Here is a 20585-nt window from a genome sequence, read left to right on the forward strand (position 1 = left end):
AAAAACCATGCTCAGCCTAAGCCGAGTTCGACCTACCGCAAAGTGGTTTAATAGAGATCAAGCTCGTCTGTGCCTTTCAGGGATTCGAACCATTCATCCGGGGTTTTGTCGATCTTGGCATGTTTGACCATCATCGCGTTCATATTTGGCAGACTGGATGAGTCCGGCCATTCATCGGGTTGCCACAGGTTTGATCGAATGATGCATTTGGGACAGTGCGCAAAGACGGTTTCGACATGGATCAACAGGGCCAGCTTGGGCACGCGTCCACCAACGGCCATGTTTGAAAGAAGTTCGGGATCTGCGCTAATTCTCGCGGATCCCCGCAGGCGCAGAGTTTCCAATTTTCCGGGGACAAAGAATATCACGCTGACGCGCTGATCTTTCAGCACATTATGAAACGTATCCACGCGCTTGTTCCCAGGCCGGTCCGGGATCGCAATCATCGAGTTCGAGAGCACCTGCACAAACCCCGCAGGATCGCCACGAGGCGAAATATCGAGATGCCCATCGGGATTGGCCGAAGCGATCAGGCAGAACGAGGACATGCCGATGAAGTCTCGACACATCTCATCAAGTGCAGGCAATTCCTTTGCAATGATCTGCGGCAAGGGTTGCCCGCAAATGCGTTCCAGATCTTTCTCCGAGGTTACAAGTCCTGAATACTCAGAAAAGGGTTTGTCGCTTGCGGGCATGTGCTCTCTCCGCCTGATGTTGAGCTCAAATTTTGAAAGATCATCATCGATCCGTCAAATCTCGCGGAGATACAGAAAAAGGGGCGCCCGATGGGCGCCCCCTGAGAATTTTCGTCGAAAATTCTTAATCAGCAGCTGTAGTACATGCCGTACTCAACCGGGTGAGGTGTGTGCTCGTAGGTTTCTACCTCTTCCATCTTCAGCGCGATGTAGCCGTCGATCTGGTCTTTGGTGAACACGTCGCCTTGCAGCAGGAAGTCGTGATCAGATGCCAGTGCTTCCAGAGCTTCGCGCAGGCTGCCGCAGACGGTCGGGATGTCGGCCAGTTCTTCGGCAGGAAGATCGTACAGGTTCTTGTCCATGGCTTCGCCCGGATCGATCTTGTTCTTGATGCCGTCCAGACCGGCCATCAGCAGCGCGGCGAACGCCAGATAGGGGTTTGCGGCCGGATCGGGGAAGCGGGCCTCGACGCGCTTGGCTTTCGGGCTTTCGGTCCACGGAATACGCACGCAGCCTGAACGGTTGCGGGCCGAATAGGCGCGCAAGACGGGGGCTTCGAAACCTGGGATCAGACGCTTGTAGCTGTTGGTCGCCGGGTTGGTGAAGGCGTTCAGCGTTTTGGCGTGCTTCAGGATGCCGCCGATGAAGTACAGCGCCTCATCAGACAGGTCGGCGTATTTGTCGCCCGCGAACAGCGGCTTGCCGTCTTTCCAGATCGACATGTTCACGTGCATGCCGGTGCCGTTGTCACCTGCGATTGGCTTCGGCATAAAGGTCGCCGATTTGCCATAGGCATGTGCAACGTTGTGGATCACGTACTTGTATTTCTGAAGCTCGTCGGCCTGCTTGGTCAGGCTGTCGAAGATCAGGCCCAGTTCGTGCTGACACGATGCAACCTCATGGTGGTGCTTGTCGACCTTCATGCCCAGACGCTTCATGGTCGACAGCATTTCCGAGCGCAGGTCCTGCGCTTCGTCAACGGGGTTTACGGGGAAGTAACCACCTTTGACGCCTGGACGATGGCCCATGTTGCCCATCTCGTATTCGGTGTCGGTGTTCCACGATGCATCAGTCGCATCAACTTCGTAGGATACCTTGTTGATACTGTTAGAGAAACGAACGTCATCAAAGAGGAAAAATTCGGCCTCCGGACCCATGTAGGCCACATCACCAATACCGGAAGCCTTCAGGTACGCTTCGGCTTTCTGAGCGGTGCCTCGCGGGTCACGTTCATAGGCTTCACCAGTGTCAGGCTCCACAACCGAGCAGTGCAGGCAGATGGTCTTTTCCGCATAGAACGGATCGACATAGGCGCTGTCGGTGTCGGGCATCAGTTTCATGTCGGAAGCTTCAATCGACTTCCAGCCCGCGATGGACGAACCGTCGAACATAAAGCCCTCTTCCAGGAAGTCCTCATCGACCTGATCGGACATGATGGTGACGTGCTGAAGTTTGCCGCGCGGGTCGGTAAAGCGGATGTCGACGTATTCGGCGTCTTCATCACGGATCAGCTGAAGAACTGCGTCCTTGCTCATACTATTTGTTCCTCTGATTTGAAGATTGCTGTGTTACAGGGCTTCCGAACCGGTTTCGCCGGTGCGGATACGAATGGCTTGTTCGATAGGTGAGACAAAGATTTTTCCGTCCCCGATCTTGTCGGTCTTTGCGGCGCCAACGATGGCTTCGATCGCAGCGTCAACCTGATCATCATCCAGGACGACCTCGACCTTTACCTTGGGTAGAAAGTCGACAACATATTCTGCGCCGCGATAAAGTTCGGTGTGACCTTTCTGGCGACCAAAGCCTTTCACCTCGACCACGCTGAGGCCCTGGACTCCCACGTCCTGCAGCGCCTCTTTCACTTCGTCCAGTTTGAACGGCTTGATGATCGCTTCGATCTTTTTCATTCCGGTTCACCTTGTATGGTTGTCTTGATGGCAATGATCACGTCTAAGATCGGGCGGCAATGGAACCGCGAATTTGGTCGCCTTGTGGTGCTGCGAAATCGTGCAACGGGTTAAATTTTGATCGATGTGCACAAAATGTAATCAGAATTGAATCGCGTGAGGGCGCAATATGGCAGAGTTGCTGACAGCGGCACAGATGCGGACGATCGAAAAGTCCGCGATTGAGTCCGGTGACGTGAGCGGGCTGGAGCTGATGGAGCGGGCGGGGCGCGGTGTTCTTCAAGCCGTATTTGAAGAATGGCCAGAGCTGCAGCGGGGGCCAGCCCCCGCACCCCCGAGGTATTTGGGGCCAGATGAAGAGGATCCGCTGCGTGCGGTAATTCTTTGCGGGCCGGGAAATAACGGGGGGGATGGATTTGTTGTTGCACGCTTGCTGCGGGAGCGCGGCTGGGAGGTGGCGGCATTTCTTCTTGGTGATCCGGCGAAGCTGCCACCAGATGCGCGTGTGAATCATGACAGGTGGGGCGAATTGGGGGAGGTTCAACCATTTTCCGAAGTGTTTGCCGCGCATCAAGGGGCTGACCTTTATGTCGATGCGTTTTTCGGGACGGGCTTACAGCGACCGCTTGAGGGTGATGTTCTAAAATGGGCAGAAATGACTGCCTCGGATCCAGCCATCGCCGAAAAGACAGTATCCGTTGATATGCCGTCTGGCCTGTGTTCCGATAGTGGGCGTGAGCTGGCCCCGGGGACCGCGACGGTTCAGGCCAGGCTCACGGTATCGTTTCATACTGCAAAGCTGGGGCATTATCTGGGGCTGGGGCCGGTCAGAAGTGGCCGATTGGTCGTCAAGGACATTGGTTTGGAGGAGGGAGTTCAGGGTGCGGTCAAACTGGTGACCGCCCCGGATGCTGATTTTTCGAAGGCAACTGCCTTACACAAATATGCGCATGGGCATGCCTTGATTATTAGCGGAGGTGCGGGGGCAACCGGCGCAGCAAGGCTGGCGGCACGTGGTGCATTACGCATCGGGGCCGGATTGGTGACGCTGGGTGTTCCACCCTCGGCTCAGATGGAGGTTGCCAGTCACATCACTGCGCTGATGCTGCAGCGGGTCCAGAGCGGCGATGATCTGTTGGAAGTCCTGATGGATGCGCGGTTGAATGCACTATGCCTCGGTCCTGGTTTGGGGCTGGCGCGTGCGCAGGAGCTGGTTCCTGCGGCGCTGGCCTCGGGGCGTCCCGCGTTGCTGGACGCGGATGCTTTGACGGCTTTTGCTGATGCGCCAGAGGTGCTGTTGGACATGCTCCATGACAGATGTGTTCTGACACCGCACGGGGGCGAGTTTGCGCGATTGTTCCCGGAGATCACCGAAAAGCTCTCGGTCAAGCCGGGCAGAGGGCCGGCTTATTCCAAAGTGGATGCCGTGCGTGAGGCGGCCAAGCAGGCTGGCTGTGTGGTACTATACAAGGGCCCTGACACGGTGATTGCTGCACCGGATGGGCAATGTGCGATCAATGCGGCGTTGTATGACCGGGCGGCACCCTGGCTGGCGACCGCAGGATCGGGTGATGTGCTGGCCGGGTTCATAACGGGGCTTTTGGCGCGTGGGTTCAGCCCGCTGCGTGCTGCCGAGGCTGCAGCTTGGTTGCATGTGGAATGCGCCAGGCAATTTGGTCCGGGGCTGATTGCCGAAGATCTGCCGGAACAAGTGCCAGCGGTATTCGCACGGCTTGAAATAAATGGGTCATAGGCAAATATTGGCCGATCGCGGGTCAAAGCGGCAATGTTTCGCCTTATGATTTACCTGTGCGCATAACGGGTGTTTGCAAGCTGCAACACGCAGCGCAAGAATTGTCTTGCAGGTTAGCAGGGTGCTGCTTTCGAACTAGGTCAAAATATTGATTATAAAACGCTTTCCCTGAAGGCCCCCGCTTCCGCCTGTGGCAGAAATGCAATGCCGGGCTAATAAGCTTTAGCAATCATTGGAACCGTTAATCCAGGTGCGCATATCGGCAATATCAAAAAAACTGACCCATCTATGGTGAATGACATGACAGTGAATTTTAAGCTGACTTCGATAGCCGCGGCGCTTGTCGCAACAACGGCAATCCCCGCCGCCGCCGAACTGAAATACGAAAACAACACGGGCGGTTATGTCCTGCTTTATGGTCAGTTGCACCCGGCCTTAATCTCGGTTGACGACGGTGAAGAGACCGAAACGCGCGTTCTGGACAATGACCTGTCAAACAGCCGCGTCGGTTTGGAACTGTTGCAGCCCTTCGGCAACAACGATTTCACCTTCCGTTTTGAAACCGGGCTTGGTCTGCCGAGCTCGAGCGAGTGGAACCAGCTGGGCACAGATTTCAGCGGCTGGACCCGTGAAGATATCCGTCACGTGGATTTCGCACTTGCCGGTGACTGGGGTAAATTCTCGGCCGGTCAGGGCAGCATGGTGGCCGATGGCGCTGCCGAAGTGGATCTGTCTTACGTTGGAACTGCGCTGTATTCCTTTACCAACGATGAAAATGGCGGGTTCTTCTATCGCGGTACTGACGGTTTGCTGAGCGACATCACCGTTGGCGATTCCAGCAGCAACTTTGACGGTGCGCGCCGTGGCCGCGTTCGGTATGACACGCCGGAGTTCAGCGGTTTTAAGGCCGGCATCGCCTATGGTCAGAACATTCTGTCCAGCAGCGATGACGATGACTATTACGATATCGGCCTTCGCTATAACAACACCTTCGGTGGCGGGGTCGAATTTGCAGCGGCGGTTGCATACTCGGTGCGCTCGGCTGACGATGGATCGGGGGACCGCAAGGATACGATCGGGTCGGCCTCGGTTATGCTGCAAAACGGCCTGAGCTTCACCGTAGCCGCCGGGACGCGGGACAATGACGCGGATGGTGCGTCTGACCCGAACTACTTCTACGGCAAGATTGCCTATGAGGATCAGTGGGTATCCTGGGGTAAAACCGGTATCGGGATCGACTATTACTCGGGCTCGGACTTCGTAAATGACGGTTCCAGCACCGATGCTTGGGGCATCGCTGTTGTTCAGCGTATCGACAGCATCAACACAGATGCGTATCTGAAATACCGCAATCACGATTTCGAAGATGGCGCTTCGTTCGACAACAACGAGGCGTGGGTGCTGGGGGCCCGCTGGAGGTTCTGATTTCTCAGCTTTCGATGATCGAACGCTCCGGCCTGTGCCGGGGCGTTTTTTCGTCTGTAATAGGGGTAAAACCAGCCTGAAAGGGCCTTTGCCTCTTGCACGCAGGCGGCTGTGCAAATAGAAGGCGTCAAATTTGCCCGGCGCGCCCGTTTTGCGCGCCCCGAATCCTATGGGGACTACCAAAATGCAGGTTACCGAGACGCTGAACGAAGGTCTGAAGCGCGGCTACAACATCGTTGTGACCGCAGCCGAGCTGGACGACAAGGTCAACGAGAAACTGACCGAAGCGCAGCCCGAGGTTGAAATGAAGGGTTTCCGCAAAGGCAAGGTGCCGATGGCTCTGCTAAAAAAGCAGTTCGGCCAGCGCCTGCTTGGCGAAGCGATGCAAGAAACCATCGACGGTGCGATGAACAAGCACTTTGAGGACAGCGGCGAACGTCCTGCTTTGCAGCCCGAGGTCAAGATGACCAACGAGGACTGGAAAGAAGGCGACGACGTAGAAGTTGCGATGTCCTACGAAGCGCTGCCCGAGATTCCGGAAGTTGACCTGAAATCGGTCGAACTGGAGAAGCTGGTTGTCAAAGCGGACGACGCAGCCGTGGAAGAAGCGCTGAACAACCTGGCTGAGACCGCGCAGAACTTCAAAGCGCGTCGCAAAGGTTCGAAAGCCAAAGACGGTGACCAGATCGTGTTCGACTTTGTTGGTAAGGTTGACGGCGAAGAGTTCGAAGGCGGTTCGGCTGAAGATTACCCGCTGGTTCTGGGCTCGAACAGCTTCATCCCCGGCTTTGAAGAGCAGTTGGTTGGTGTGAAGGCCGAGGAAGAAAAAGACGTCAACGTCACCTTCCCCGAAGAATACGGTGCTGAGCATCTGGCCGGCAAAGACGCCGTTTTCACCTGCACCATCAAAGAGGTGAAAGAGCCGGTCGCGGCTGAGGTCGACGACGAGTTGGCCAAGAAATTTGGTGCCGAAGATCTGGCTGGGTTGAAGGCACAGATCGCCGAGCGTCTGGAAGCCGAATATGCTGGTGCGTCCCGTGCAGTTATGAAGCGCGCTTTGTTGGACGTGCTGGACGAGAAAGTCTCGTTCGACCTGCCGCCGTCACTGGTAGAAGCCGAAGCCAAGCAGATCGCACACCAGCTGTGGCACGAGGAAAACCCTGACGTTGAAGGTCACGATCACGATCCGATCGAACCAACCGACGAGCATAACAAGCTTGCCGAACGCCGCGTGCGTCTGGGCCTGCTGCTTGCCGAACTGGGCCAGAAGGCCGAGGTTGAAGTGACCGACTCGGAAATGACACAGGCGATCATGAACCAGGCGCGTCAGTACCCGGGCCAGGAGCGCCAGTTCTTTGAATTTGTGCAGCAGAACGCCCAAATGCAGCAGCAGCTGCGTGCGCCTATCTTTGAAGACAAGGTTGTCGACTACGTCTTCGAACTGGCTCAGGTTGCGGACAAAGAAGTCAGCAAGGACGATCTGCAAAAAGCCGTTGAGGCACTGGAAGAGGAATAATCCTCTTCCTTCCCCCTTTAGGGGTCAAAAAAAAGCGGAGCCGTCTCGAATTAGACGGCTCCGCATGGGTGGCTTTGTACTATGAGGTGAGGGGGTCAGGCCTCATGAGCAAAAGCACGGGGGGTCTGTAACAGAGCGGTCTTCTGCTCTGGGGTGAATGTGTCGGACAGCGCTTCGATCAGTTTCAGCACTGCCTGCCTTTCTTCTTCCGTCTTGGCCGCACTCATCTGTTCGACAAAGTACTTCTCAAGATCGGTGAGCGGCTTGTGGTCACGATTTGCCGGGCTGAGTTTGGAGGCCTTTTGGGCCTCGAAGAACTCCAACGCCTTTTCTTCTTCGATAAAGACATCGTGGTGAATGTCTGCGAATTCGCGAAGACCCGAAATCCTCTCTTCTGTGCAATCCAGCAACGCCGCCATGGCCGGTACCTTGCCCATCGGAACGGTTTCGCCCACATAGTCGTAAGGCGCACAGTTCGAGCGTTTGAGAACGCGGTTCATAACCGGGTCAATCACGGTGATGATGTCCTGGATACCCGCGCTGCGGCAGTATTCCAGAGATCCGATCATCAGCTCACAGGTCGCGTAAGAAACCGAGTTCTTCTCTTTTCCTCGGGTCAGTCGCTGCGTGTCGACGCAGAAGCGGGTGGATTCCCACATGGTCGCGCTGCGCATTGGCGCTTCGCCGCATAAGATATCCGAGAACACATCTGAAAGCATGTGCGGGCCGGTTGTCTGGAGTGCACGTACTGCGGCTACGACGTTCCCCTCATCGTCGAGACCAATTACGTATGCAGGATCCAGATGATCGAACTGATCGATTTCTTTGCCGTCTTCGATGTGGACGTCCCATCCAAGTCGCCCGCCAAAAACCCGAGCGCGCAGTTCGAACATATCGTCAAGAACTTCGGTGAACAGATGTCTGTTCAGCCCATCAACTACCAAAATCATGTTAACCCCCTTCGAGTGATCTGTCTGTGGATAAGACGTTACCCGGTTTCCACAGCGAATCTATTGGGGGTTTCCCGTAATATTGGCTTTTTTTAGCCCAATTTCGGCAAAATTTGGCTTTATCCTGGGTAGATTAAGCCGATTCCGATGGCCCGACCGACAGCCTGCGGAGTCGTCAGTGCATTAAGCTTTTCGCGAGAAGAGCGCAAGTGCACCTCAACCGTGCGGTGCGAAATCGACAGTATATCGCCGATATCTTGTTGCGATTTACCCGCTGCGGCCCATTGCAAAATCTCCAATTCTCGGCTGGAGAGGGTCGGGTGGTACAGCATCCGGCTGATCGTATCCGATGTCATGACATTGTCATGGATGTGTACGGCCAATGATTGCAGGTCACTTATCACGTTGGGCACCAGTTTCTTCCACTCATCCCGGCTGCACTCGCGCACTGCGCTAAGCAAGCCGATATCTCCGTACGGCCCGCGAACCGGAATCGTAATGCCTTGATCTGGAATGCCAAAATCATGTGCATCGCGAAAAACGCGCTGGAAATCTTTACCGCGTTCCAGACGGCTCCAGTCGACCGGAGCGATACTGCGCTGGCTCATGTGCAGCGTCGGATCGATCAGGTGCAGGCCTTGCTCTTGATAGTGGGTTTTCCAGTCGTCCCCATAAGTCACATGGCCGTGAATCGTACCTGCAGCAGGATTCATACCCGCATAGGCTGCGTGGTCCATTTCATATTTGTCACAGACCTGACGCAGGAACTCGTCATACCGAGTATCCTGTTCGGGAAGAGTGCTGAGATCAACAATATCCATACGGTAACGACCAGTTAGACCCGAGTGAGCGGGCGGATCCCCTTGGCCAGGAAAATGATACTGTCTTCCCTGACGTCAAGCAGGACACCACATTTCGCTTGTAAAGACAAGAAGATGTGGGAAATGTCTGCCTTTTATAGGTAAATGTGCCTTTCGGGCACACAATTACGCACCTTTAAAAGATTTAACGTCAGAGTTGTGCAGTAGGTCATGGGATTCGCCGTGGCATTTCGAAGGTTATGTATGTGCATTACAATCGAAATGCGAATTAAACATGCCTATTCTGTGGCAGAAACCAGACCCGTCTCGACGAGCATGCCCCTGGCCTTTGCTTCGGGCCAATATCCTTTGGCATAAAGAAAGATGGCACGCTGCTGATCTCCATCAGACAAAAGCCAGGCGCCTCGCAGGTATTTTCCGGCAAACTCCAGATTGGTATCGGCGTCCAGCAGGCCTTTGGCATTTCCAGTATAACCCATTGATCGCGCAGTGGCCGGGAGGATTTGCAGAAGCCCATAATAGGGGCGGTTCACCGCCCACGGCCGATGTGTGCTTTCACGGATCGCCAGCTTGTGCACCAACTCCCGCGGGAGCTCGTAGTGGTCAGCCCATTTATTGATCGAGGCGCGAAGCTCGGGTGTTTCATTGGGGTAGAGGGGGGGATCGAACGTATCGCCGGAACCCGAGCTGCCAGGACTGCCACAAGCTGCAAGCGGTGCCATAAGCAACAAGGTTAAGACGCGGCGACGAAGGAGGGGGGTCATCAAAATACTCCTGATTGCGAATGGCGATGATATGAAACCCTCGCCGGTCTGCAAGGCCAGGCGAACAATCGGGCCGAATTTTGCTTGCGATGTAACAAAAAGAAAAAGGGCCGCGTAAAAGCGCGGCCCTTTGATATTGGATATGCAGCCAGATCAGGCTTTTGCTTCGTCTTCTTCGACCGGAGCTTCTTCGGCAACCAGATCTTCGTCTTCCGAAGCGGCAGAGCCTATGTCGTCGAACAGTTCGGCGATTTCGAATTCGGCAGCGGCTTCTTCTTCAGCAGCCAATTCCTGGATCGATTTGCCCGATGCCTGCAGTTCGGCTTCTTCTTCCGAACGTGCGACGTTCATCTTGATCTCGACTTCTACCTCGGGGTGCAGGTTGACTGCGACCGAGTGCAGACCCAGTTCCTTAATCGGAGCGATCAGGGCAATCTGTTTCTTGTCGACGGTGAAACCAGCTTCGGTTGCAGCGTCTGCGGCGTCACGCGGGGTGACCGAACCGTACAGAGCGCCGGCATCCGATGCCGAGCGAATCACGATGAACTGCTGACCGTCCAGCTTTTCAGCCAGCGCTTCAGCTTCTTTCTTAGTTTCCAGGTTGCGTGCCTCAAGCTGCGCTTTCTGGGCTTCGAACGACGCGATGTTGGCGTTCGATGCGCTCAGCGCTTTGCCTTGGGGCAGCAGGAAGTTGCGGGCGTAGCCGGGCTTGACGTCAACGACATCGCCCATCTGACCCAGTTTCGCAACGCGTTCCAGAAGGATAACTTGCATGTCAGTCTCTCCTTACTTCACGGCGTAGGGCAGCAGGGCGAGGAAGCGGGCGCGCTTGATAGCACGGGCCAGTTCACGCTGCTTTTTCGCCGAAACGGCGGTGATGCGCGAAGGTACGATCTTGCCACGCTCAGAGATGTAGCGCTGCAGCAGACGAGTGTCTTTGTAGTCGATTTTCGGCGCGTTCTCACCCGAGAACGGGCAGACCTTGCGGCGGCGGAAAAATGGTTTTGCGGCCATGGTTTATGTCCTTTCGTCAGGCGTTGATCAGCGGCGCTCGCGGCGGCCTTCGCGCTCATCGCGCTTCTGCATCTGGACCGAAGGGCCCTCGGCATGCTCGTCGACCTTGATGGTCAGAACGCGCATCACGTCATCATGCAGGCGCATCAGGCGTTCCATTTCCTGAACCGCACCCGAAGGGGCATCGGTTTTCAGGAAGGCATAGTGGCCTTTGCGGTTCTTGTTGATCTTGTAAGCCATCGTCTTGACGCCCCAGTACTCGCTTTCGACGACGTTGCCGCCGTTGTCAGCCAGAACGGTGCCGAAATGTTCGACAAGGCTTTCTGCCTGCGCGTTGGACAAATCCTGACGCGCGATCATTACATGCTCATACAGTGGCATGTGCACTCCTGTTTATATCAAGGCGCATTTCAAAGGCGGGGCCATATGGTCCTTCGCGACCCTGCCACGAGAGGCTGCGCGATTCATAACTTCTGCGAAGGATGGCCCCGTATACACGTTTGAGCGGGCGGGGCAAGCCCTGCCACATATGCCTTTGTGAAGTCGCCCTATTTCCACTGGTGCGCCCAATTCCTGACGCTTTTCGCCCCGAGGTTGTTCATGAAGCCGGGAGAACCCGGTAGATTGGAAAACATAGACAGGGCAAGACAATGGCCGTCATGAACACAAACACTTTTGAACAATCGACGCCTGCTGCGGTATTTGATAAATCCGTCCCCGTTCTGATTACGTTTGCGCCGAATTGGCGGGCTCGGATGTTTCTTCTGCGTGCCGTTGGTGTCTTTCTGATCGTGTCGGCCTTTTCGATGTGGTTGATGCCGGGTTCGGTTATGGGGGCCGAGGTTTGGCCTATCAAGTTGGTCGCTTCGCTGATGTTCCTGATTGTTGGCGTCAGCCTGCTGACCATCGAGGTGATGGATGCGCGCCCAGACGCCTACTTTGACCCAATCCGCCGCGAGGTTCGCATTCTTCAGAAAAACGAAAACGGTCGGCCGCAAACGGTATTGCGCCGCAGCTACGACTCGCTGGGTGGCGCGCGTTTCGCTGACGACCAGGTCGAACTGTACGATGTAGACGGAAGCCTGCTGATGAAGCTGCCACTGGAATCGGCGGATGTTGGCTCAGCGCTCAAAGGTCAACTCAGCCAAAACGTAACAATTTTCGCCTGACTTTTATTCTGTTCAAAAAGGCACAGAAGTTGTGAATCAAAAAAACTTGTGTGCTGCCCTTGGGCAGCACATTTTTGTTATCGAGCAACCCATTCGGTTTGCATTCACAAATTTGCGGAGATTGTCATGAAATCCACCCTTCTTGCTGCTGCTTTGGCCGTATCAGCGACCTCGGCGTTTGCCAGCGCCGAGAAATACGTTCTGGACCCCAGCCACAGCCAGGTCATCTTCAGCTATAACCACCTTGGCTTTTCGACCACCACGGGCATGTTTTCGGGCTTTGAGGGCGAAATCATGTTTGATCAGGAAGACCCGGCAGCATCGAGCGTGACTGTTTCGATGCCGGTCGTTGAGATGATCACCGGTTGGAAACCGCGCGAAGATCACTTCATGACCGAAGATTTCTTTGGCGCAGCCGAAGGTGATCTGGTGACCTTCACTTCAACTGGTATTGAGGTCACTGGCGAAAACACAGCCAACATCACCGGTGATCTGACCATGAATGGTGTCACCAAATCCGTGGTTCTGGATGCCAGGCTTAACCAGGTGGGTGAGCACCCGATGGCGGGCAAGCCATGGGCCGGATTTGACGCCACCACAACGCTGGTGCGCAGCGATTTTGATTTGGGCCAATTCGCTCCATTCGTGGGTGACGAGGTCGAGGTCAAGATTTCGATCGAGGCACAGAAGGCCGACTAATCCCTTCATGATCCCAAAAAGAAACCGTCGGGGTTATGCGCCCCGGCGGTTTTTTATTTGTTGTCGCGTTCTGCCGTCAATTCGACTGCCACGATAACCGTGAACCCCAACGAGTCTTCGGTGGGTTGCGATGTTCCAACGTCGAAATCCATTCGGTTGAGTTCCAGTTTCCCCGACATCGTCGCTGCATCGTCGGCCAGTTCCAGCGTAAATGGCAGGACGACATCGATAGATTTGTCCCGGATTGTCAGAGGTCCTCGCGCCTCATAACCCGCATCCGTTTTGAACAGGTCGGCCTTAAATTGAGCCGTAGGAAACTGCGCACTGTCAAAGAAATCCGTACCCATCGCTTGGTCGGTGACTGTGCCGAGGCTGAGTGAGCCAATGGCAATCGTTACATCGACGGAACCGGCCAACCCCGGCTCGGCGGGATCCTCAAACGCTATCGCTGCAGTCCAGTCAGCAAACTCGCCGCTTACGGGACTGCCCAATTGCGAGATAGTAATCGACAGGGATCCGTCTTCGACCTCCCATTCCGATTGAACTTGCGCAAGTTCGGCCGTTTCTTCGGTTGCTTTGGACTGGTCGTCAAAGACACCGGTGGACCAACCTCCGACCAGCACCGCGCCCCAGATTGCCAAGGCGGCGAAGGCGGGAACAATGGAATGGTGCTGTGCCGGGGGTTCCGGCGCGTCCGATTGGCCGGGCAGCATACGGCGCAGGGTACTGTCTTTGTCCACGACATGGTGTTTCAGCGCGCCCGCTATGTGCAGCACGAGTGCCACACCCAGGGCCCAGACGAAAAGCCAATGCAGGCTGGCGCTGATGTCGGCAAGGAAAGCTGACTTCGGAATAAGCGGCAGGTTCTGACCAAGGGGCCATAGGATCGGCGCGAAGCCGTCGGTGGCGGCGTGGTGGATCCAGCCGCTGAGCGGAGCCAGAACAAGCGAGCCGTACAGCAGCCAGTGCACAGTTTCGGCGGCGAAGGCCTCGGGTTTGTTTTCAGCGTTCAGCAAGCCCGGCTTCTTCTGGGTAACAGCCCAAAGGATTCGGGCCAGTGCGACGAAGAACACGGTAACTCCAATGGTTTTGTGCAGTGAAAACAGCTGGGCGGCGCGGGCGATGTCATCCTCGGTCGTGGGAATGCTCGGATCGTAAATCGCATGGGCCAATTGGTTCGCGAACCAGCCCAGCGGCAGAGCCGTCAGGATCAATAGCGCGGTCAGCCAGTGAAATGCTTTGGTTACACCACCATAGCTGGACCGGGTGTTGGTAAGGGGCATCGATTGGCTCTCCGAGTTTCTGAATTGAGGGTAAGTTAAATGGATGCCGTGTGGACACAAGACAGAGAAATGCACAGTAAAGGTGTCCTGATGCAGAATGCATGCAATGCTTGTGCCGCGCCGATTGTCAGTTTAAACCCCGCCGAAATCTGACGTCACGCAAGAGGCACCAATGACACGCGCGTTTGTTTTCCCCGGGCAGGGCGCCCAGACCATCGGAATGGGCAAGGCCTTGGCTGAGGCATATCCAGCCGCCCGCGCCGTTTTCGATGAGGTCGATGAGGCCTTGGGCGAAAAACTGAGCGATCTAATCTGGGACGGCGATATCGCAGAGCTGACCCTGACTCAGAATGCACAGCCCGCGCTGATGGCAACCTCGATGGCCGCAATGCGCGCACTTGAGGCCGAAGGCGTTTTGATTTCAATGGCATCTTATGTGGCGGGTCACTCGCTGGGTGAATACTCGGCGCTGGCTGCGGCCGGAGCCTTGACGGTTGCCGATACTGCCCGCCTGCTGCGGACGCGCGGGCAGGCGATGCAAAGTGCAGTGCCGGTGGGCGAGGGCGCAATGGCCGCCATTCTGGGGCTCGATCTTGAAGCGGTGCGCGCCGTTGCAGAAGAGGCCGCGCAAGATGAGGTCTGTCAGGCTGCCAATGACAATGACCCAACCCAAGTAGTCGTTTCTGGTTCAAAAGCCGCTGTTGAGCGCGCAGCCGAGATCGCCAAGGAAAAAGGTGCCAAGCGTGCAATTATGTTGCCGGTAAGTGCTCCATTTCACTGTGCGCTGATGCAGCCAGCGGCAGATGTAATGGCAGAGGCATTGGCTTCGGTTGAAATCAAAGCGCCTGCCGTGCCTTTGGTTGCGAATGTTCGCGCCGAAGCTGTGGCTGATCCAGATATGATCCGTCAGTTGCTGGTGGAACAGGTCACCGGCTCGGTTCGGTGGCGTGAGAGCGTACAGTACATGGTCGCGCAGGGTGTGACCGAAGCGTGGGAGATCGGCGCGGGCAAAGCTCTGTCGGGAATGATCCGCAAGATCGATCGAGCATTGGCGTGCACAGCGGTCGGGACGCCTGAAGATGTACAAAAAGCCGTTAACCCCGGCGCATGAACAAGGGACAGCCGCCGGATTCGGCGGCCAGAGAGGAAACATAGATGTTTGATTTGACAGGTAAGAATGCGCTAATCACCGGTGCTTCGGGTGGTATTGGCGGCGATATCGCCCGCGCGCTTTACGACGCTGGTGCAACTGTTGGCCTTTCCGGAACGCGCGTGGAGCCTCTGCAAGCTCTGGCCGACAGCCTTGGCGATCGTGCGCATGTCTTGCCGTGTAACCTGAGCGATCCCGAAGCCGTCGAGGCCCTGCCGAAACAAGCGGCTGAGGCGATGGGCTCGGTTGATATTCTGGTGAACAACGCAGGCATCACACGCGACAACCTGTTCATGCGCATGTCGGATGAAGAATGGCAGAGCGTGATCGACGTGAACATGACCGCAACGATGAAGCTGTGCAAAGGCGTGATCCGGGGCATGATGAAGGCGCGCTGGGGTCGGATCGTCAATGTCTCGTCCGTTGTGGCCGCGATCGGAAACCCAGGCCAGGCGAACTATGCTGCCTCCAAGGCCGGCATGATCGGCTTTTCCAAGGCGCTGGCGCATGAGGTTGCGACCCGTGGCATTACCGTTAATGCGGTTGCGCCGGGCTTTATCACAACCGCGATGACCGAGAAGCTGACGGATGAGCAAAAGAAGGGTCTGCTGCTAAAGGTTCCGGCCGGTCGTATGGGTGATCCGCAGGAAATCGCAGCCGCTGTGCTGTATCTGGCAAGCCCTGAAGCAGGTTATGTTACCGGAAGCACCTTGCATGTGAATGGCGGTATGGCCATGTTGTAATCGCAATTCAGGGTGGGCGCGAAAGCGTTTGCCTTGTGCGTTGTCTGTGCTATAGGCGGCGCATATGCGCAGGAACCGGTCCAAGGGCCGGTTCTCTGATTTCCCGGGGACCCGGGACCCAAACCGCCCGGAAAGGGCAAAACAAGTCCACCCCGAACGGGCAAGGGCAGAACCGGGCGGACAGCCCTGAAATTGAAATGAGGAATAGACATGAGCGACGTCGCAGATCGCGTAAAGAAGATCGTTGTTGAGCACCTGGGTGTTGAAGAGGACAAGGTTGCCGAAAACGCCTCGTTCATCGACGATCTGGGCGCAGACAGCCTGGACACCGTTGAGCTGGTAATGGCGTTCGAAGAAGAGTTCGGCATCGAGATTCCGGACGACGCAGCCGAGACCATCCAGACCTTTGGCGACGCGGTCAAATTCATCAGCGAAGCTTCCTAAGCTGACCTGACTGAGACAAAAACGGCGCTTCCGGGCAACGGAAGCGCCGTTTTTTTATGCTCTGCCACATTTCGCGCTTGCTTTGAGGCGTTGAGGCTCCGCACTCTGACACCTGAGGCAAGTTTCTGAGCGGGCAAGGGCATGATAAGATCCACCCCGATGATCAACACGGCGCGTCTGACCTTGTGTGCAATGCGCCCCGAGGATTTCAACCGGTTCGCCGAAATCTGGCGCGACCCCGAAGTTGTACGCCATATCGGAGGCACCCCGAAAACGCGCGGCGAGGCGTGGGATTCTTTCCTGCGCAACGCTGGACATTGGCAGATGACCGGGTTCGGTCAATGGGGCGTGATGCTGCAGTCGAGTCGTACTCTGATCGGGCAAGCCGGGTTCTTCTATGGCAACCGGTCTCTGGGCGATGATTTCGATGGTTTTCCCGAAGCCGGGTGGGTTCTGGCCCCGGACATGCAGGGGCAAGGATACGGGTGTGAGGCCGCGCAGGCGGCGCACGACTGGTTCGACCGGATCATTCCGGGCCCGTTGGTTGCGCTGATCGACGCGGACCATGAAGCCTCACAGCGATTGGCTGAAAAGCTGGGCTACAAGCTGTTGCGCGAAGCTGAATACCGCGACACCCCCGTTCATCTGTTTCGCCGTGACGGACCTCCTACACGGGTGTGAAACGCATTAGGCAATGCGATGCCGCAAAATGGACGAGCTTTGCCGATCTTGTGAAATAAAGCGGCAAACTGAGACTCTATGCTATCGTGGAATTACGGAATGATTCAGCGGAGGATATGAATCATGATGATTTACCCCACGATGGAGTTGCAGAACGGTCGGTGCGTTACGCTGGACAAGGGGCGTCTGGATGAAGCGATGATCTGGCATGTCGATCCGGTCGAGACCGCGCGCGGCTGGTCTGCGGCTGGAGCGGAATGGATGCAGCTTACGGATTTTGACGCGATCGAAGGTCGGGATACCAATTCCAACCTGATCGAAGAAATCATTCGCTCCTCTGAAATGTCAGTACAGTTGGCAGGGGGGATGCGGACCCGCGAGCATGTTGAACATTGGATCAACAAAGGGGCTGGCCGAATCGTGATTGGCACACTTGCGGCTTGGGACCCACAGTTGGTTAAGGAATTGGCTAAGCTTTATCCCGATCAGATCGTGTTGGCGGTCGATGTTTGGCAAGGGCAAGTGATGACCGAAGGTTGGCGTAGCCAAAGTGCGTTTACCCCGGAAGCCTTCATCGAAGCTTTCGCGGATACGCCTCTTGCAGCAATTTTGGTGACCGATATCGATAGTGATATGGAAGATGTCGAGGCGCAGCTGGGTCTGATTTCAGGACTGGCCGAAAAATCGCGTACACCGATCATAGCCAGCGGTGTCGTGCGTACCAGCGACGATATCTCTCGTCTCGCCTATATCTCGAATATTTCGGGTGCGATCGTTGGCCGGGCACTGTTCCGCAAGTCCGTCGATCTGTCCGAAGCATTGGAAGTCGCCCAATCGGCACACGAGCCAGTCGCCGAGTTCCAGTAAACTTCAGTACCAGACGACCCGCCTTTCCCGTTGAAGGAAGGGCGGGTTTTTGCTTTTCAGGCATCGTTCAACTCAATCGACAGAGGATTTGAACAGGTTACGGCACAAGGATGCCGGTTCAGAATATGCCGTTGCTCTTGCCCCCGCACCCCGGGCCGGGGTATGAGCGGTTCTCATAACAGGAAGCAGGCAAGAGGCACTTCATGCGCAGAGTCGTTGTAACCGGTCTTGGATTGGTCACTCCTTTGGCCAGTGGGGTTGAGGAAACATGGTCACGGCTGCTGGATGGAGAATCCGGCGCAGGACCAATCACGCAGTTTGATGCCGAGGCAAGCGGGGTCACCACGACCTATGCCTGCGAAGTGCCGCGCGGAGATGGCACCAATGGGACATTCAACCCCGACGACTGGATGCCGCCGAAAGAACAGCGCAAGATCGAGGATTTCATCCTATATTCCATCGCTGCAGCCGAGATGGCTTGCAAGGATGCCAATTGGCTGCCCGAAGACGAAGAAGACCGCCTGCGCACTGGCGTTCTGATTGGGTCCGGTATCGGTGGGCTGGGATCAATTGCCAACACGGCCAACCTGATCCGCGACAAAGGTCCGCGCAGGGTTTCTCCGTTCTTTATCCCGGGCGCGCTAATCAATCTGGCCTCGGGGCAGGTTTCGATCCGTCATGGGTTCAAGGGGCCGAACCACTCGGTCGTGACTGCTTGCTCGACCGGTGCCCATGCGATCGGTGATGCCAGCCGCATCATCCGCGCCGGGGATGCAGACGTGATGATCGCAGGCGGCGGCGAGGGCTGTATTTGCGAAATCGGTATCGCCGGCTTCAACGCCTGCAAGGCGCTGTCGACCAAATACGCCGATGATCCGAAGAAAGCGAGCCGCCCCTATGACATCGACCGCGACGGTTTCGTCATGGGCGAAGGTGCAGGCATTGTAGTTCTTGAGGATTACGAACACGCCAAAGCGCGCGGTGCCAAGATTTACGCCGAGGTTCTGGGCTATGGCATGTCGGGTGACGCTTATCACATCACCGCGCCGTCCGAGGATGGCGATGGGGCCGAACGCTCGATGAAAGCAGCGCTGCGTAGTGCGGGGCTTGAGCCGAAGGATCTGGATTATATTAACGCGCATGGGACCTCGACCATGGCGGATACGATTGAGCTGGGCGCGGTAGAACGCCTGCTGGGGGATCACGCCAGCAACGCGACGATGACTTCGACCAAATCGGCCACTGGTCACCTGCTGGGCGCCGCTGGCGCGATTGAGGCGATCTTTTCGATCCTTGCGATCCGCGATCAGGTTGCACCACCGACGATCAATCTGGACAATCCAGCAGTTGAAACTCCGATCGATTTGGCCCCGAATGCCAAGCGCGAGCGTGAGATCAACGTGGCCTTGTCAAATTCGTTCGGCTTCGGCGGCACCAATGCAAGTGTGATCTTCGGAAAGGTCAGCTAAATGTGGCGAGCGCTCGCTTCGAATGCGTTGACAATACTGATCGTTGGGCTGTTCCTGATGGGCGGTGTCGTCCTGTGGGGGCAGTCGCAATACAAGTCCGAAGGACCGCTGGAAACCGCGATCTGCCTGCAGGTAAAGCCGGGCTCCAACATGACACGGGTCAGCCGTGACCTCGAGGATCAAGGTGCGATCAGCAGCGGGTTGATTTTCCGCTTAGCTGCTGATTACACAGACAAATCTCAGCAGCTGAAAGCGGGTAGCTTTCTGGTTCGCGAAGGCGCGTCGATGGAGCAAATCGTCGACGACATAACTCATAGCGGCGCCAGCACTTGCGGGACCGAGATCGAATACCGCATTGGCGTGACCCGTATGCAGACCCGCGTGCGTGAGCTGAACCCGGCGACTCTGGATTTTGATGAGGTGGCTTCCTTTGTGATCGGCGATGAGGACGCCCCGGAAGTTTATGCAGAAAAACGCGGTGAGGCGGATACGCGTTATCGCATCTCCTTAGCTGAAGGCGTCACCAGTTGGCAGATTGTCGAGTCGCTGAAGGCGATGGATTTGCTAACCGGCGAAGTAGCCGAATTGCCAGCTGAAGGGATGTTGGCCCCTGACAGTTATGAGGTCAGACCCGGTGAAGATCGGAATGCAATTCTTGCTGAAATGCAGGAAAAACAGCAGCTTAGAATCAACGCGGCGTGGGAGGGGCGTCAGGATGGTTTACCTCTGAACAGCCCCGAAGAGATGCTGATTTTGGCTTCGATCATCGAAAAAGAAACAGGTCAGCCGGAAGAGCGTGGCCAGGTAGCCAGCGTTTTCGTTAACCGTCTGAACCAAGGTATGAGGCTGCAGACAGACCCGACGGTGATCTATGGTGTAACCAAAGGGCAGGGTACTTTGGGTCGCGGTTTGCGGCAAAGCGAACTGCGCCGTGCGACGCCTTGGAACACCTATGTCATCGAAGGGCTGCCACCCACCCCGATTGCCAATCCGGGTCTCGCGAGCCTTGAGGCTGCGGTGGCACCTGACAACACGGATTTCATCTTCTTTGTTGCGGACGGAACCGGTGGTCATGCCTTTGCCGAGACCCTGCAAGAGCACAATCGCAACGTCGCAAAGTGGCGTGAGATCGAGGCTGAGCGGAATTCCGGGAACTGATTCAATCGTCCGTGTTGTACAGGTTTGAAACGGCTCTTTGTCCGACTTGTACAACACGAACCTCTGACCCCGATAAA

At 56.2% G+C, this 20585-nt stretch carries 22 protein-coding genes; 12 read left to right on the plus strand and 10 right to left on the minus strand.

Going from position 1 to position 20585, the window contains the following annotated elements; translation table 11 throughout:
• Positions 1-47: 47 nt before the first annotated feature.
• From ACR0DE_RS09275 to ACR0DE_RS09285, 3 genes are all read right to left on the minus strand, one after another.
• On the minus strand, positions 48-695 hold the full coding sequence (locus ACR0DE_RS09275) for an MSMEG_1061 family FMN-dependent PPOX-type flavoprotein (RefSeq protein WP_170565886.1): 648 nt from the start codon (positions 693-695) through the stop codon (positions 48-50).
• 128 nt (positions 696-823) lie between these two features.
• A complete protein-coding gene (glnA, locus tag ACR0DE_RS09280) occupies positions 824-2230 on the minus strand; it encodes a type I glutamate--ammonia ligase (RefSeq protein WP_170396436.1) in 1407 nt (468 codons plus the stop codon).
• Positions 2231-2263: 33 nt separating this feature from the next.
• Complete coding sequence (locus ACR0DE_RS09285) at positions 2264-2602, minus strand: P-II family nitrogen regulator (protein ID WP_170422248.1); 339 nt, start codon at positions 2600-2602, stop codon at positions 2264-2266.
• Positions 2603-2771: 169 nt separating this feature from the next.
• Between ACR0DE_RS09285 and ACR0DE_RS09290 the strand changes: the two genes are divergently transcribed.
• From ACR0DE_RS09290 to tig, 3 genes are all read left to right on the plus strand, one after another.
• On the plus strand, positions 2772-4355 hold the full coding sequence (locus ACR0DE_RS09290) for an NAD(P)H-hydrate dehydratase (protein WP_480752810.1): 1584 nt from the start codon (positions 2772-2774) through the stop codon (positions 4353-4355).
• Between the two features lie 300 nt (positions 4356-4655).
• Positions 4656-5780 (plus strand): porin, encoded by a 1125-nt coding sequence (locus ACR0DE_RS09295; RefSeq protein ID WP_170422244.1) that lies wholly within the window; start codon positions 4656-4658, stop codon positions 5778-5780.
• A 184-nt stretch (positions 5781-5964) separates the two neighbouring features.
• On the plus strand, positions 5965-7296 hold the full coding sequence (tig, locus tag ACR0DE_RS09300) for a trigger factor (RefSeq protein WP_170396960.1): 1332 nt from the start codon (positions 5965-5967) through the stop codon (positions 7294-7296).
• A 95-nt stretch (positions 7297-7391) separates the two neighbouring features.
• On the opposite strand, the gene ACR0DE_RS09305 is transcribed toward tig, so the two are convergent.
• The 6 genes from ACR0DE_RS09305 to rpsF all read right to left on the minus strand — a co-directional run bounded on the left by ACR0DE_RS09305 (position 7392) and on the right by rpsF (position 11226).
• Complete coding sequence (locus ACR0DE_RS09305; protein WP_223117885.1) at positions 7392-8246, minus strand: acyl-homoserine-lactone synthase; 855 nt, start codon at positions 8244-8246, stop codon at positions 7392-7394.
• A gap of 119 nt (positions 8247-8365) precedes the next feature.
• Positions 8366-9067 carry an autoinducer binding domain-containing protein gene (locus ACR0DE_RS09310; protein WP_170396446.1) on the minus strand — a complete coding sequence of 234 codons (702 nt, stop codon included), beginning with the start codon at positions 9065-9067 and terminating at the stop codon, positions 8366-8368.
• A 278-nt stretch (positions 9068-9345) separates the two neighbouring features.
• Positions 9346-9831 carry a lytic transglycosylase domain-containing protein gene (locus tag ACR0DE_RS09315; RefSeq protein WP_170396448.1) on the minus strand — a complete coding sequence of 162 codons (486 nt, stop codon included), beginning with the start codon at positions 9829-9831 and terminating at the stop codon, positions 9346-9348.
• Between the two features lie 153 nt (positions 9832-9984).
• On the minus strand, positions 9985-10605 hold the full coding sequence (gene rplI / locus ACR0DE_RS09320; RefSeq protein ID WP_170396450.1) for a 50S ribosomal protein L9: 621 nt from the start codon (positions 10603-10605) through the stop codon (positions 9985-9987).
• 12 nt (positions 10606-10617) lie between these two features.
• Positions 10618-10845, minus strand: a complete 228-nt coding sequence (gene rpsR, locus ACR0DE_RS09325; RefSeq protein ID WP_005608650.1) for a 30S ribosomal protein S18 — start codon at positions 10843-10845, stop codon at positions 10618-10620.
• 27 nt (positions 10846-10872) lie between these two features.
• The gene (gene rpsF / locus ACR0DE_RS09330) at positions 10873-11226 is read right to left on the minus strand and encodes a 30S ribosomal protein S6 (protein ID WP_068332653.1); all 354 of its coding nucleotides are present in this window, start codon (positions 11224-11226) and stop codon (positions 10873-10875) included.
• A 269-nt stretch (positions 11227-11495) separates the two neighbouring features.
• Between rpsF and ACR0DE_RS09335 the strand changes: the two genes are divergently transcribed.
• Together ACR0DE_RS09335 and ACR0DE_RS09340 are read left to right on the plus strand one after the other, a co-directional pair.
• Positions 11496-12014 (plus strand): hypothetical protein, encoded by a 519-nt coding sequence (locus tag ACR0DE_RS09335; protein ID WP_170422242.1) that lies wholly within the window; start codon positions 11496-11498, stop codon positions 12012-12014.
• A gap of 126 nt (positions 12015-12140) precedes the next feature.
• Positions 12141-12713 carry a YceI family protein gene (locus tag ACR0DE_RS09340; RefSeq protein WP_480752814.1) on the plus strand — a complete coding sequence of 191 codons (573 nt, stop codon included), beginning with the start codon at positions 12141-12143 and terminating at the stop codon, positions 12711-12713.
• Between the two features lie 53 nt (positions 12714-12766).
• Here the strand turns inward: ACR0DE_RS09340 and ACR0DE_RS09345 are convergent, their stop codons facing one another.
• Positions 12767-13996, minus strand: a complete 1230-nt coding sequence (locus ACR0DE_RS09345; protein WP_480752817.1) for a cytochrome b/b6 domain-containing protein — start codon at positions 13994-13996, stop codon at positions 12767-12769.
• A 172-nt stretch (positions 13997-14168) separates the two neighbouring features.
• Between ACR0DE_RS09345 and fabD the strand changes: the two genes are divergently transcribed.
• The 7 genes from fabD to mltG all read left to right on the plus strand — a co-directional run bounded on the left by fabD (position 14169) and on the right by mltG (position 20508).
• Positions 14169-15107: an ACP S-malonyltransferase gene (fabD, locus tag ACR0DE_RS09350; RefSeq protein ID WP_170733385.1), complete on the plus strand. Its 939-nt coding sequence runs from the start codon at positions 14169-14171 to the stop codon at positions 15105-15107.
• Positions 15108-15151: 44 nt separating this feature from the next.
• On the plus strand, positions 15152-15889 hold the full coding sequence (gene fabG / locus ACR0DE_RS09355) for a 3-oxoacyl-[acyl-carrier-protein] reductase (protein ID WP_170396459.1): 738 nt from the start codon (positions 15152-15154) through the stop codon (positions 15887-15889).
• 210 nt (positions 15890-16099) lie between these two features.
• Positions 16100-16333, plus strand: a complete 234-nt coding sequence (locus ACR0DE_RS09360; RefSeq protein WP_008756330.1) for an acyl carrier protein — start codon at positions 16100-16102, stop codon at positions 16331-16333.
• A 141-nt stretch (positions 16334-16474) separates the two neighbouring features.
• A complete protein-coding gene (locus tag ACR0DE_RS09365) occupies positions 16475-17014 on the plus strand; it encodes a GNAT family N-acetyltransferase (protein WP_480752820.1) in 540 nt (179 codons plus the stop codon).
• A gap of 123 nt (positions 17015-17137) precedes the next feature.
• A complete protein-coding gene (locus ACR0DE_RS09370; protein ID WP_480752822.1) occupies positions 17138-17881 on the plus strand; it encodes a 1-(5-phosphoribosyl)-5-[(5-phosphoribosylamino)methylideneamino]imidazole-4-carboxamide isomerase in 744 nt (247 codons plus the stop codon).
• 203 nt (positions 17882-18084) lie between these two features.
• Positions 18085-19350, plus strand: coding sequence for a beta-ketoacyl-ACP synthase II (fabF, locus tag ACR0DE_RS09375; protein ID WP_170396465.1), 1266 nt, complete (start codon positions 18085-18087; stop codon positions 19348-19350).
• Complete coding sequence (gene mltG / locus ACR0DE_RS09380) at positions 19351-20508, plus strand: endolytic transglycosylase MltG (protein WP_480752824.1); 1158 nt, start codon at positions 19351-19353, stop codon at positions 20506-20508.
• The last annotated feature ends 77 nt before the right edge of the window (positions 20509-20585 follow it).

The sequence above is a fragment of the Ruegeria sp. C10 genome (assembly GCF_056537805.1).